General features: G+C 71.4%; 12 protein-coding genes. 2 read left to right on the top strand and 10 right to left on the bottom strand.

The features are described from left to right. Positions 1-131 precede the first annotated feature (131 nt). The 4 genes from prcB to OG866_RS40725 all read right to left on the bottom strand — a co-directional run bounded on the left by prcB (position 132) and on the right by OG866_RS40725 (position 4,055). Positions 132-986: a proteasome subunit beta gene (prcB, locus tag OG866_RS40740; RefSeq protein WP_329342655.1), complete on the bottom strand. Its 855-nt coding sequence runs from the start codon at positions 984-986 to the stop codon at positions 132-134. Positions 987-1,065: 79 nt separating this feature from the next. Further along, positions 1,066-2,001, bottom strand: a complete 936-nt coding sequence (locus OG866_RS40735) for a lysylphosphatidylglycerol synthase transmembrane domain-containing protein (RefSeq protein ID WP_329342653.1) — start codon at positions 1,999-2,001, stop codon at positions 1,066-1,068. Then, positions 1,998-3,470: a hypothetical protein gene (locus OG866_RS40730; protein WP_329342651.1), complete on the bottom strand. Its 1,473-nt coding sequence runs from the start codon at positions 3,468-3,470 to the stop codon at positions 1,998-2,000. The genes OG866_RS40735 and OG866_RS40730 overlap by 4 nt, the downstream gene beginning before the upstream one ends. A 165-nt stretch (positions 3,471-3,635) precedes the next feature. Next, positions 3,636-4,055 carry a YybH family protein gene (locus OG866_RS40725; RefSeq protein WP_329342649.1) on the bottom strand — a complete coding sequence of 140 codons (420 nt, stop codon included), beginning with the start codon at positions 4,053-4,055 and terminating at the stop codon, positions 3,636-3,638. 278 nt (positions 4,056-4,333) lie between these two features. On the opposite strand from OG866_RS40725, the gene OG866_RS40720 reads away from it, so the two are divergent. Then, positions 4,334-5,005 (top strand): nucleoside/nucleotide kinase family protein, encoded by a 672-nt coding sequence (locus tag OG866_RS40720; RefSeq protein ID WP_329342648.1) that lies wholly within the window; start codon positions 4,334-4,336, stop codon positions 5,003-5,005. 103 nt (positions 5,006-5,108) lie between these two features. On the opposite strand, the gene OG866_RS40715 is transcribed toward OG866_RS40720, so the two are convergent. Beyond that, entirely contained in the window at positions 5,109-5,477 is a 369-nt protein-coding gene (locus tag OG866_RS40715; RefSeq protein ID WP_329342647.1) for a winged helix-turn-helix transcriptional regulator, read from the bottom strand. A 103-nt stretch (positions 5,478-5,580) separates the two neighbouring features. Here OG866_RS40715 and OG866_RS40710 point away from each other — a divergent pair, with 103 nt between their 5' ends. After that, positions 5,581-6,426 carry an NAD(P)H-binding protein gene (locus tag OG866_RS40710; protein WP_329342646.1) on the top strand — a complete coding sequence of 282 codons (846 nt, stop codon included), beginning with the start codon at positions 5,581-5,583 and terminating at the stop codon, positions 6,424-6,426. Between the two features lie 21 nt (positions 6,427-6,447). Here the strand turns inward: OG866_RS40710 and OG866_RS40705 are convergent, their stop codons facing one another. The 5 genes from OG866_RS40705 to OG866_RS40685 all read right to left on the bottom strand — a co-directional run bounded on the left by OG866_RS40705 (position 6,448) and on the right by OG866_RS40685 (position 13,273). Further along, complete coding sequence (locus OG866_RS40705; protein ID WP_329342644.1) at positions 6,448-8,277, bottom strand: hypothetical protein; 1,830 nt, start codon at positions 8,275-8,277, stop codon at positions 6,448-6,450. Between the two features lie 13 nt (positions 8,278-8,290). Continuing rightward, positions 8,291-9,997: a hypothetical protein gene (locus OG866_RS40700; RefSeq protein WP_329342642.1), complete on the bottom strand. Its 1,707-nt coding sequence runs from the start codon at positions 9,995-9,997 to the stop codon at positions 8,291-8,293. A gap of 2 nt (positions 9,998-9,999) precedes the next feature. Then, positions 10,000-10,905 carry a carbohydrate ABC transporter permease gene (locus tag OG866_RS40695; protein WP_329342641.1) on the bottom strand — a complete coding sequence of 302 codons (906 nt, stop codon included), beginning with the start codon at positions 10,903-10,905 and terminating at the stop codon, positions 10,000-10,002. Next, complete coding sequence (locus OG866_RS40690) at positions 10,902-11,822, bottom strand: carbohydrate ABC transporter permease (protein ID WP_329342639.1); 921 nt, start codon at positions 11,820-11,822, stop codon at positions 10,902-10,904. Before OG866_RS40690 ends, OG866_RS40695 begins: the two co-directional genes overlap by 4 nt. A gap of 128 nt (positions 11,823-11,950) precedes the next feature. After that, positions 11,951-13,273, bottom strand: a complete 1,323-nt coding sequence (locus OG866_RS40685; RefSeq protein ID WP_329342636.1) for an ABC transporter substrate-binding protein — start codon at positions 13,271-13,273, stop codon at positions 11,951-11,953. Between the last annotated feature and the right edge of the window lie 101 nt (positions 13,274-13,374).

Genomic DNA, 13,374 nt, shown 5'->3' with positions numbered 1-13,374 from the left:
TCGTTCGGCGAAGCGGCCGCGACAGGCAGCCTTGTGCCATCCTCCGGTAACTGCAACTCATGTGCAGTAAAGGCCGTGGCAGATCTTCCCCACGGAAGGGGAAAGGGGATGGTCAGAGCCGGGCGGCCGGCTCAGGGCGTCGCGTGGGGGCCGTCCGGGCGGGTGCGGCGCTGGTCCACCGTCTCGCGGCTCAGCTCCTCCGTCTCCTGTTCCGGCAGCCGCTCGAAGCCGTCCTCGGTGATGACCGAGACGATCGGGAAGATCCGTCGGTTGATGTCGGGCCCGCCGGTCGCGGAGTCGTCGTCCGCCGCGTCGTACAGCGCCTGGAGGGCGGCGAGCGCGGCATCGCGCCGGGACATGCCCTGGTGGAACAGCTTCTTCAACGCGCCCCGGGCATAGGGCGATCCGGATCCCTCGGCGTGGAAGTCCCGTTTCTCGTACAGACCGCCGGCGACGTCGAAGCTGAAGATGCGGCCCCGCTCGCCCTCGGGCGCCGTGTCGTCGTACCCGGTGAGCAGCGGCACGACCGCGAGCCCCTGCATGGCCTGGCCGAGGTTCTGCCGGATCATGCCGGCCAGCCGCCGCGCCTTGGCGTTGAGGGTCATCGGGATGCCCTCGATCTTCTCGAAGTGCGTGAGCTCGACCTGGTACAGCTTCACCATGTCGAGCGCGAGACCGACGGTGCCGGCGAAGGCCACGGCGGTGTGGTCGTCGGCGGGGTGCACCTTCTCCAGGTCGCGCTGGGCGATGAGATTGCCCATCGTGGCCCTGCGGTCGCCGGCGATCAGCACACCGTCGCGGTAGGCGAGGGCCAGCACGGTGGTGCCGTGCGGGAACCGGTCCGGGGCGGCGTGTACGCCGTCGGGGAAGGGTGGGCGCGTGGGCAGCAGGGCCGGGCGGTGGGCGGTCAGGAACTCGGTGAAGGACGAGGTCCCGGGAGTGAAGAACTCCTCCCCCAGGCGCCCTCCTTGGTCGCTCGCCGTCATCACGTTCCCCCCCCTGGTCGTCTCCGGGCCGACACACGGGTCCTACCTGAAGTCCGCGGCAAGGAAACACGGGTGAGGGTCACAGGGATCTACGGCGCACGAGTACGGCCAGGACCACCAGCCCCGGGATCAGGGGCAGCCACACCGTCAGCAGGCGGTAGCCGAGGACCGCGGAGGCCGCGGTCGCGCCCGGGGCGCCGCTCGCGGTGAGGGCGAAGCCGAGGGCCGCGTCGAGGGAACCGAGGCCGCCCGGCGTGGGCAGCAGGGCGGCGGCGCTGCTGGCGGCGACGTAGAGGAGCGCCACCCGGGCCGGGGGCAGGGAGAGCGCGACGGCCTGGGTGACGGCGATCAGGACGAGGGCGTGCAGGGCGGCGAAGGCCAGCTGGCCGCCCCAGAGAGCCGCCGCCCGGGGCGGGTTGGCGTGCACGGCCCTGATGTCCGCGAGGACGACGGCGAGGGCACGCCGGCAGCGGGGCACCGCCAGGAGGACGGCCACGCCCGCGACGGCGGCGACCACGACGGCCAGGACGACGAGGTTCGGCCGCGGCACCCGCAGGACGCCGGGGCAGGCCACCGCGAGGACGACGATCAGCACGGCCCGGACCACCGCGGCGGCGGTGCCCTTCACCGCGAGGGCGCTCGCGGCACGCCCCGCGGACAGTCCGCAGCGCATGAGGAAACGCAGGTTCACCGCTCCCGCTCCGAGCCCGGCGGGCAGCAGGTGGTTGGCGGCACCGGCGGCGAACTGCGCGGCCACCAGGCGGCCTTGGGGCAACCGCGGCACGACCGCGCCCTGTTGGGCCAGCGCGGCGCACACCCAGGTCGCGGCGGCCGCCGCACCGCCGACCAGCAACCACCCCTGGTCGGCGACGGCGAGTCCCACGGCCCCGCGCTCCAGCACCGGCCAGTGCCGCCGGGCCAGACAGCCCGCGCCCACCAAGACGGCGAGGGTCACCGCGGTGTGCCAGTAGACGCGTCTTCGCGAGGGGCCGAGGACGACCGGTTCGGACGTCATTCGCCACCGCCCGCTGGGCCCGGTGGCGCCAGACGTACCAGCACCCCGTCCGCCTGGTACGGCGTCCAGTGCCGCGCGTACCGGGCCGTGCCGCCCTCCGGTGGGGTGAGGTACGCGACCGGGACGCGGCGGGCGGTGGCGCGGATCTCGGCCGCGGTGGAGTTGGCGTTGTGGCCGCCGGTCGCCGCCGAGGAGCAGCCGGTGTAGTAGGCGACGGGGATGGCCTCGTGCCCGGTGAGCAGACAGGGCGGGCGGACGCCGAGGCGGTGCAGTTCGGCGGCGGTCCGCTCCCAGCCCTGCCGGGCGGCGGTGGCGTTGGAGACCGCGCGGTCCAGGACGGTCAGCTGGACGGCCAGATGCGCGGCGAGGCCGAGCGCGAGCAGGCTGGCCGCGACGGGCCGCCAGGTGCCGTTCGGCCTGGCGGCCAGGTGCAGCAGCGCGTCGGCGACCGGGAGTGCGAGCAGCGCGTAGGCGGGGAGCAGGAAGCGCGGTGCGGCGTAGCCGATCATGAACAGGTACGGGACGGCCGCCGTGACGGCGCAGGCGAGCGGCACGAGCGTGCGCTCGGCACGCCCGGCGCGGACGGCGACGGCGACACCGAGAGCGGCGAGCAGCGGAAGGACGTACCACCACGCGGTGATCAGCGGGTTCGGCATCGATCCGGTGCACGGCCGGCACAGCGCGCGCCCCACCAGACTGCGCAACTGGTCGTCGACGGCCATGTTCCAGCCGAGCCCGCCCTGGATGCGCGAGGCCTCGTCGAGCCGCTCACCCAGGCCGCCGTACGAGACGTACGCCTCGACGACCCACTCCACGGCGCCGAGGGCCAGCCCCGCGAGGAGCGCGGTCAGCAGCCGCCAGCGCCGGGCGGCCACCATGAGCACGAGCAGCGGCACGGTCACCCAGACCGCGTCGGTGGGCCGCATCCACGCCATGAGGGCGGCGCCCGCCAGGAGCCCCCAGGCATGGCCCTTGAGGTAACCGGCCACGGCGATCAGGGCACCGATGGCGACCCAGTAGTTGGGCATGGCCTGCGGACCGTAGAAGAGGGTCACCCACAGGGAGGCGAACAGCGCCCCCGCGCCGGCCAGGACGCGCACCCGGAACAGCCCGCGCCACACACGCAGGGCGAGGTAGAGGCCGAGCCCCGAGAGTACGGCGAGGTAGACGCGCAGCAGCTCCGTGGACGTCGACCAGGACGCGACGGGCGCCACCAGCAGGGAGACACCGCGGGCGCGCGGTGCGCTGAAGAAGGCGGGCGGGGCGCCGGAGCCGACCTGGCTGACATACACCGTCTCGTCCCAGCCGAGGCCCATTCCCGGCCGTACGAGAAGTAGCTGCGCGAGGACGAAGACTCCGGCGACGGCGGCGAGGAGCGCGTCGCCCCGCCAGTGCCGGGACGTGCCGGGCACGATCGCCCTGTCACTCCGTCGTCCTTCGGCGAGCAGGGCATTCATGCCGTGCGCCATCGTCCACCCCTTACCCCGTCAATGCCATGGAGGTGCTCAGCCCTGGTCAGGGGCCGCGGAAAAAGAGAAACAGGGACAAATTAACCCGCATCCGCGCCGTGCGCAGTGGATGTTCGCCCAGTTGTATGACGATCGGTCATATCGGCTGGTTCCGGATGGGGCGGGTCAGTCGTGAGGGAACGAGTGATGCTCGTGCGCGACGAGCCAGCGGCCGTCCTCCTTGCGCAGACCGAACGTCAGCCGCAGCCGCAGGTCAGGGTGTTCGGCGAGCTCCTCGGGGCTCGCGCAGCGCAGCAGCGCGTGGGCGTAGGCGACGTCGGAGCCCGCGGTGACGTCGAGGGACTCGATGTCGAAGCAGGCACCCTGCGCCTGCCAGGCGAAGAACGGCGGCCAGGCGGCACTGTAGGCGGCGAGCCCGCGGATGCCGTGGTGGGGCGGCGGTACGTCGTACATGACGATGTCGTCGGCATGGTCGGCGACGACGCCGTCGAGGTCGCCCCGGTGGACGGCGTCGGCCCATCTCGTGATCAGCGCGCGGATCTGTGCGGCGTCGTCGTCGGGCACGGTGGCGGCTCCCTCCTGCATCCCGTCCCCACGTCCTCGTTCGTCGGGTGGCCGGGCGGCCCGGTGGCCGGGCGGCCCGGTGGCCGGGCGGCCCGGTGACCCGGTGACCCGGTGACCCGGTGACCCGGTGGCCGGGCGGCCCGGTGGCCGGGCGGCCCGGTGGCCCGGTGGCCGGGCGGCCGCCCGGTGACCCGGTGGCCGGGCGGCCCGGTGACCCGGTGACCCGGTGACCCGGTGGCCGGGCGGCCGGGCGGCCCGGTGACCCGGTGACCCGTTGGCCGGATGGCACACTCTCCAGTGTGCCGCTGACATTCGACGACCTGCTTCTTCGCGCGCGCTCCCTGGTCCAGGGCGGACGGCGCGCGCTTCTCGGTATCGCGGGCAGTCCCGGCGCGGGCAAGACGACGCTCGCCGAGACGCTGGTGCGGGAGCTGAACGCGGGCGGGGAGGCGTGGGTGGCGCATGTCCCGATGGACGGCTTCCATCTCGCCGACGTCGAACTGGACCGGCTGGGCCTGCGGGACCGCAAGGGGGCGCCGCCCACCTTCGACGCGGCGGGCTACGCGGCGCTGCTGCGACGGTTGCGTGCCGAGGAGGACGGTGACGACCTCGTGTACGCGCCCGGCTTCGAGCGGGTGCTGGAGCAGCCGATCGCGGGGGCGGTCCCGGTGCCGCCGTCGGCCCGGCTGGTCGTCACCGAGGGGAACTATCTGCTGCTGGGCACGGGCGCCTGGACGCGGGTGCGGGAGCAGCTGGACGAGGTGTGGTTCTGCGAGCTGGAGGAGACGGAGCGGATCCGGCGCCTGGTGGCCCGGCACGAGGAGTTCGGCAAGGGCCACGAGGAAGCCGTGGCCTGGGTGATGCGCACGGATCAGCGCAACGCCGACCTGGTCGCGGCGACCCGGGACCGGGCCGATCTGGTCGTGCCGGTCGCCGCGCTCGACACCCCGGGGCGGCAGGCGGTGTCGTAGGCGTACGGGTCTGGCACAGCCCGCGCCAGGGGTGGCCCGGGCGACCGGCCCGTCACAGCCCGCGCAGGCGGTGTCCTGGGCGACGGGCCCGCCGCAGCCCGCGTCACTCGGTGTCGTAGGCCTGTCTGGCCTTCTCGACCTCGCCGAGGTGTTCGGTCGACCAGTCGGCGAGATGCGCGAAGAGCGGGGCGAGACTGCGGCCGAGTTCGCTGATCTCGTACTCGACCCGCGGCGGCACCTCGGGGTGGTACGTCCGTACGACCAGGCCGTCCCGCTCCAGCTGGCGCAGCCGCTGTGTCAGCACCTTCGGCGTGATCCTGGCGATGCGCCGCTCCAGTTCGACGAACCGCTGCCGGCCGTGCGCGTGCAGGCTCCACAGGATCGGCGTGGTCCAGCGGCTGAACACGATGTCCACCACCGGGGCTATGGGGCAGGCGAGTTCGGGTTCCGTGGTGGTGTCCGTGACCTGCATCCGCAACCCTCCGGGGTAGTCACTTTCCTCTAGGTACCTACTATATCCACGGTGTTAGCGTCCCTTCGTCGGCAACAAGGCCGGTTTCACAAGGGAGTTACTCATGATCGTGGTGACGGGGGCGACGGGGAACGTCGGCCGGGAGCTCGTCCGGACGCTGGCCGCGTCCGGTGCCCAGGTGACGGCGACGTCCCGGCGGATCGCCGAGGGGGATGTCCCGGACGGCGTTCTGGCGCGGCGGGCGGAGTTGACGGATCCCGACAGCCTCAAGCCCGTGTTCGACGGCGCGGAGGCGCTGTTCCTGCACGACGGCGGTCCCGTCGCGCATCTGCTCGACGTCCCGCGTCTGCTGGAGGTGGCCGGGGCGGGCGGGGTGCGGCGGGTCGTGCTGCTGTCCTCGCTGGGCGTGGTGACCAGGCCGGAGTCGGCCTCGCACGGCGGCACGGGCCGCGCCATCGAGGAGGCAGTGCGGCACTCCGGCCTGGAGTGGACGTCACTGCGACCGGGCGGCTTCCACTCCAACGCGTTCCAGTGGGCGGAGTCGGTGCGTGAACAGCGCACCGTGGCCGCGCCGTTCGGGGATGTCGGGCTGCCCACGGTCGACCCGGCCGACATCGCGGCGGTGGCCGCGGTGGCCCTGCGTGAGGACGGACACGCCGGACAGGCCTATGAGTTGACCGGCCCGACCGTGGTGACGCCCCGTCAGCAGGCCGTGGCCCTCGGGGAGGCGGTGGGTGAGCCGGTGCGCTTCGTCGAGCTGGGCCGGGACGAGGCGCGGGCGCGGCTGCTGCGGTTCATGCCCGAGCCGGTGGCCGACACCACCCTCGCCGTCCTCGGCACGCCCACCCCGGCCGAGCAGCGGGTCAGCCCCGACATCGAGCGGGTCACCGGTCGGGCACCGGGAACGTTCGCGGAGTGGGCGCGCCGGAACGCCGCCGCGTTCCGGTAGGCGTCGAAAGGCCGGCTGGGCTCAGGCGCGCAGCGTCAGCTCCGGCTCCCCCTGGGCGTCTCCGGCCGGATCACCGATGACGGCCGTGAAGGCCTCCGTGCGGACGGTCAGTCCTTCGGCGCCGTGCTCGAACGTGGGCGTGAACTCTCCACCGGGTCCGTAGCGCACCGCGAAGACATGCAGGTCCTCGGGCGCGTCCGGCACCGGCTCGGCCTCCAGGGCCGTGGACGACACCAGGTGCAGCCAGCCCTCGTCGGGGTTGCCGTACCCCCGGGGGTCGGCGGCGAGCGCGAACGCCGCCTGCTCCTGCGTCTGTTCCGAGCGGGCGTCGAAGTGGTCGATGCCCTGCGACTCGGGGTGCGTCAGCCGCAGTTCACCGGCGGCGACGACCTCGGCGTCCGCGGTGCGGCGCACCCGGTCGCCGTCGTCCGCGGCGTACGGCATCCCGGCGAGCAGGTAGGGCGTGCCGGGGAGGCGCTCCACCGCGACGGTCATCCACAGGCTCGTGCCGTCGGTGACGTACAGGGACCGCACATGCCGCAGGACGTGGTCGCGGCCGACGGCCGGCTTGGTGACCAGCTTGGCGGTGAGGCCGTCGGTGCGCAGGTCGCGGACGCGGACCTCGCCCATGGGGCGGCAGAGCAGGAAGCCGTCGACGACCGGGCCGAAGCCGTGCTGACGGTTCACGGCCGCGGCCAGGTGGTAGGTGCCCGCGGCCTCGACGACCGCCGGGGTCATCCGGTCGTCGAAGGCCACCGAGACCGTCCCGGCACGCAGTTGATGCCGGGCGGGGGCGGTGGACGCCTCCCGGTGCCAGCGCGTCGTGTCCTGGATCTGCCAGACCAGCATCCACGCGAAGTGTCCGTCGACCCCGCCGTCCGCCTTGACCGCGTGCCGGGCCCAGCGGCTGTCGGCCCGGTAACGGCCGAGGTCGGCGCCGATACGGGCGCCGAAGTACCGCAGGCCCAGGACCGATTCGAAGGCGGAGTGCTGCTCGCTGTAGCGGGGGCCGCCGTTGTCGAAGCCGCCGTTCGTCAGGCGGGCGTCGATGTAGCGGGCGAGGGCGTCGCCGTCCTGGGCGAAGATCTCCTCGCCGCTGATCCGGTGGGCCTGGGCGAGGAAGGACAGGGAGATCGGGCCGTAGTTGTTGTCGTAGGCGCCGCCGTGCTCGGGCGGCAGGAGCGCGCCGCGGTCGGCGACCCGGTGGGCGCGGATCTTCTCGACGTACAGCTCGATCGCGCGGGCACGGACCGACTCCCCTTCCGCCGACGGGAGATGGCGGGCGAGCATCAGCCCGCCGACGACGCAGCCGATCGCCTGGTTGCCCGCCTCCTGCGGGTTGAAGAAGGTCGCCTCGGTCAGCCAGCGCCAGTACCCGTGGGCCACGTCGAGGAGTTCGGCGCGCTGGACGTCGTCGACCAGACCGTCGGCCGCGTCGAGGAGGTTCACCGCCTGGAGCAGCGCCCACACCGTGCTCGGCCAGTCGCCGATGGGGTGCGCACCGGCCGCCAGGGTGTAACGGGCGTACGGCAGGCCGGAGTTGCGCAGGGTCAGGTTCGGGTAGCCGGGGTTGTCGTCGGTGTAGACCCGCTCGCGCAGATGGAAGGCGAGGCTGCGGCGGACCGCCTCGGGCAGCCGGTCGTCCTTGGTGCGCTGCCAGGCGAAGGCGAGCAGGGAGGTGATGCCGAGCGAGGTGTCGCCGATGTCGTCGACGCAGTCGGGGTGTTCGAGGTTGCCCTCGGGGGTGAGGCGCGCGAGGGCCTGCTCGGTGACGTCGGCGAGCACGGCGTCGTACGCCGCCGGGGTGTCCGGCAGGTCGTGCAGCGGGCCGAGCTGGCGTGGGAGGTGCAAGGAGATCAGCCCTTCATGCCTGAGAGGTGGCGCGCAGTGTGAGGGTCAGTGCCTGCGGTCCGTGCCCGCCGAGGTAGACGCGGTTCCCGGTCGTCGCGTCGGTGCCGCCGGCCACGGTGTAGTCCTGCCCCGGGTCGTAGCGCAGTACGTCGGTCCGGTCCGGTCCGGCGAGCGGTTCGCCCGTCTCGACGGCGGCCTCGACCCGGATCTCGTCGTCGCCGACGCGGTAGGTCATCGGCTCGGTCGTCAGGCACCAGGTTCCGTCGCCGAGCGGTACGGCGCCCTGCTGCTCGCCGCCCGGCCGGAAGGTCAGTTCGAGGGCCCACGGCACCGAGGGGCCGCTGATGTCGATCCGCAGGTCGGCCCCGTCCTCCCGCAGGTCGACCTCGATCCGGGTCGTGTGGGAGACCTCGTCCTGAGGGCGGTCGGGGAAGGCCATCGCCGCGGAGAAGCGGCCCTCGTCCACCAGCCGGTAGGCGCCGTCGTCGCGCCTGTGGTCCTTCGGGAGCGGCTGGTAGTAGGCGGTGGTGAGGGTTTGGGTGAGCCGGTACCGGTGGTCGGCGAGCTGTTCCATGGCGTCGGCACGGAACGGGCCCAGGTCGAAGAACACCCGCGAGAGGCGGACCGCGTCGAGGACGGCGGCACCGGCGAACAGGCGCAGGAAGGTGGGGTTGCAGGCGAGGCCCGAGCGGATGCGCCGGTGCTCGGGCACGTCGGAGCCGCCGTACACCACGGTGTGCGCGGTGGCCGAGGCGTGGGCGGCGAGGCGGGCGGTGGGGAGGTACCGGTCGCGCGGGAGCTGCTCCACGTCCGAGGCCGGCAGGGCGCGGCACAGCTCCGGGGTGAGGAGGGTCTGGGCGAGCAGGTCGGGGTCGTGGATGCCGTCGGCGGCCGCCAGGCGGGCCGCGCGGGCGAAGTCGCCCCGGCCGGTGCGGATCGCGAGCAGCCGGTAGTGCGGCAGGTAGGGCCACAGCGCGAACGACAGCCTCTGGTCCTGGCGGCGCGAGTGGACGGTCTCCACCGTGCCGTCCGGCCTGATCAGGTCCAGGGTCGCGGTGAGGTTGCGTTCGACGGCGTCCAGCAGGTCGCTGCGCCCGAGCACCTCGGCCAGCAACAGCAGCGCCGGGTTGGTGACGATGGACGCGTAGACGGCGCTGCGTTCCGAGTACAGGCCGTCGGCGTCGATGTCGACGCCCTCGGCGAGCCACTCCTCGACGCGGGCGAGCAGCCGGTCGTCGGGGAACGACCGGTGCAGCCGGGCCAGCGCCGCGGACAGCTCCCAGCGGTGGTTCGGGGTGTGCACGCCACCGGTCAGGAGACTGTCGGTGGCGGCGCCGGCGATCTCGGCGAGCGCGGCCGTGACCTCGCCCAGTTCCGGTCCCGCGTCGGCGGCGAGGACGTACGCGTCGCACACGTCGTTGACGGTGAACGCGGAGTCGGGCGGTGACTGGACGTTGTCGCCGCCGGCGAAGAGACCGGAGGGTGTCTGCACGGCCCGCAGGGCGCGGAGGTGGGTCAGCGCGGCGGCGACGGCCCGCTCGCTGCCGTGCAGCGCGGAGTCCGGCGAGCGGTACGCCGCGACCAGTGTCTTCACCCGCCGGGCCAGGGTGCGGTGCGGCCCGGTGGGTTCCGCGTCCGGGTCGGCCGCGAGCGGGGCGGCCGACCCGTCGGCGGCTCGCGCCGCCGCCCGGACGAACTCGTGGTCGAGCGGAGTGGGCAAGATCAGTCCTTCAGGCCTGCGTTGATGTCGGCGCTCATGACGTAGCGCTGGAACACGAGGAAGACGGCGATCAGCGGGATCATCGAGATGACCGAACCGCCCAGCAGCACCGACCAGTTGATGTTCTGCGCCCCGACGAGGCTCTGGATGCCGATCTGCACGGTGAACTTGTCGGGGTCGTTGAGCATCAGCAGCGGCCAGATGTAGTCGTTCCAGCGCCACTGGAAGGACAGGATGGCGAGCGTCAGCATGATGGGCCGGGAGATCGGCACCATGATCCGCAGGAAGATGGACAGTTCGCGGGCGCCGTCGATGCGGGCGGCCTCGATGAGCTCGTCGGGGACCGTCAGGAAGAACTGGCGGAACATGAAGCAGCCGGTCGCGGTGAGCACCGCCGGGAGGATGATGCCGCTGAAGGAGTTGTAGAGGCCCAGGTCTCGGACGACCAGGAACTCCGGGGCGAGCATGACCTCGGACGGCAGCATCGTGGTGGCCAGGATGCAGAGGAAGAAGAACTTCAGCCACTTGTTGTCGTACTTGGCCAGGGCGTAGCCGGTGCAGCAGCTGGCGCCCACGGTGAGGATCGTGGTGATCACGCACACGATGGCCGTGTTGATGAAGTACTGCGAGAAGTTGGCGCTGTCCCAGGCCGCCTGGTAACCCGACAGGGTCGGGTTGTGCGGAAGGATCGTCAGCGGAAGGGAGAACAGGTCTCCGGCCGGCTTGAAGGAGCTGAGGACGAACCACAGCACCGGAAGGCCGTAGAGGGCCGCCAGGATCCACATCAGTGTCGTCGCGGACACCACGCTGCGAAGCCCACCGTTGCCGCCCGCGCCGCGGGACCGCTTCTTGGTGACAGCCCGTCCGGACCCGGCGTCGACCTTGCGTGGCATGTCTGTGGTGGTCATCGGTTCTCCATCCGCCGGTTGACGATCAGCTGGATGATCGCGACGGCCATCAGGATGAGCATGAGCACGAACGACGCCGCGCTCGCGTAGCCGATCTGGCCGGTTTTGAAGCCGGTTTGGTAGATGTACTGGACGAGCAGGTTGTTCGAGGTGCCCGGTCCGCCGTTGTTGAGGGCGAGGAAGAGCGGGTACTCCTTCATCGCGTTGATCGTGTTGAGCAGGATGACGATGAAGGAGGTGGGCGCGATGCTCGGCAGCGTGATGCTGAAGAACTGGCGCCAGGGTCCCGCCCCGTCGAGCGAGGCCGCCTCGTAGTACGAGGTGGGCACGTTCTTGATCGCCGCGATGAACAGCAGCATCGAGAAGGCCGTTCCCCACCAGGCGCCGGCCATCACCACGACGCCCAGCGACAGGTCCGCGTTGGACTGCCACGCGATCGCGCTCCCGCCGAGCTTCTCGATGACGTAGTTGATCAGTCCGAAGTTCTCACCGAACAGCCACCGCCACAGGACACCCACGACAATGGGCGAGATGAGCCACGGGATGAAGAAGACGACCCGGGCGATCGAGGCGCCCTTGGCCTGCTTGCTCACCACGAGGTTGGCGATGAGCAGCGAGAGCACGAAGTTCAGCGGAACGACGAGCACGGTGTACAGCAGCGTCCGGGACAGCGCGTCGTAGAACGTGGAGTCCCCGAACAGGTTCTGGTAGTTGTCCAGTCCGACGAACTGGAACGCCCCCACACCCGTGTAGTTCGTGAACGAGTAGACGAGCCCGATCACCGCAGGCCAGACGAAGAACAGCGAGAAGAGCACGACATTGGCCGCGATGAGAACGAGCGGCGCAACGGTGTACTTACTGCGTCTCCTGGGCCGGCCCGGCGGGCTCGCGGTCACGTCCGAGGCGCGTTTTGTCATCTTCCTGACTCCGTGCTGGGGGAATGGGGTGCGGTGGGCTCAGGCCAGGGGCCCGGCATCACGTGGGGTGCCCGGGGCCGGGCGGCGGGGTCGGGACACCGCCGCCCGGGCCTTCCGGAGGCCTACGCTCAGCCGCCGACCTGCTGGTTGTAGCCGTCCACGATGTTCTGAAGGGCCTTGTCGGCCGACTGCTGGCCGTTGATCGCCTTGCCGAGCTCCGTCTTGGTCGGGTCCTCGGTCAGGCTCTTGCCCTTCAGCACCCAGTTGGTCTGCGCGCCGTTGAAGTAGCCGGAGATCGGGTCGTAGAGCGGGATCTCCTCGTTGTAGAGCTTGAACGCCGCCTGCGCCGCCTCGGACTTGAAGGGGTACGTCGGGTTCAGACCGCTCTCGACCGGCAGGAAGCCGGACGCCTCGCACAGCGCCTTGTAGTGGGCCGGCTCGTACAGCCAGGACAGGAACTTCGTCGCGGCCTTGGAGGCGTCGGCGTTGTTGTTGAAGCCGACCGTCATGCCGCCGCTGTTGACGTCACTGGCCTGCACCGGCTGGGCCGGGGTCGGGACGCTCGCCCACTCGAACTTCTTGATGCTGTCCGCGAAGGCGGGCACCTGCCACACGCCGGACCAGTAGGCGACGACGTCACCGCTCTGGAACATGGCGGACGGGTCGGCGCCGGACGTCCACACCGACTTCGGCATGGTCTTGTCGTCGTTCCAGCCGACGAAGGTGTTCACGGCCTTCTTGGTCGCCGCGTCCACCGAGAACTTGCCGGAGTCGTCGGCATGGACGTACTTGCCGCCCATCTCGTACACCATGGCGCGCAGTCGCGACGGCGACTGGTCGAAGGTCAGGGAGTACTTGGCGTCGGTCTTCTCGCGGACCGTGTTGGCCGCCTTGATGAACTCGTCCCAGGTCCAGGTCTTGTCGGGCGAGGTCGGGTACTCGACGCCGGCCTTCTCGAAGAGCGACTTGTTGATGAACATGCCGGACGCGGTGACGTCCGAGGGGATGGACAGCACCTTCCCGGACGAGTCCTTCGCCACGAAGTTGGCGTTGATCTTGTTGGTCTTGTTGTTGGCGATGTCCTTGAGGTCGATCAGCTTGTTCGACCAGATCGGGTCCAGCGCCGGCACGGTCGCCACGTCGGGCAGCGAGTTCGCCTGGGCGGCGTTGTGCAGCTTCGTCGTGTAGCCGTCGTAGGGGATGTTGACGAGCTTGACGGCGACGCCGGTTTCCTTCTTGTACTGCGCCACCATCTTCTTCCAGCCCGCGTCCTGCCCCGGAACCGTGGAGATCCAGAACGTCAGCGACTTGGAGGTACCGCCCGAGTCGCCTCCGCCTCCGCAGGCGGTCAGCAGCAGGGCACCTGCCGAGGCAGCGGCAGCAAGGGGGACAATGCGGCGCATACCGCCGCGGCCGAGTCGGCGAGAGCGCCGCGCACCTACATTGGTCATCTTCGATCCCTTTTTCGTCGCAGGGGACGGAGCACGGCGCCGATCGAGGCGGCACGGGTGCATTTTGCAGGAAAAGTCACTTTCTGGGGGGCGCGGCCTCG

This window comes from Streptomyces sp. NBC_00663 (assembly GCF_036226885.1).
Classification (GTDB): domain Bacteria; phylum Actinomycetota; class Actinomycetes; order Streptomycetales; family Streptomycetaceae; genus Streptomyces.
Note: the sequence above shows the minus strand (reverse complement) of the source record. Positions and strands in the feature narration are given on the sequence as shown.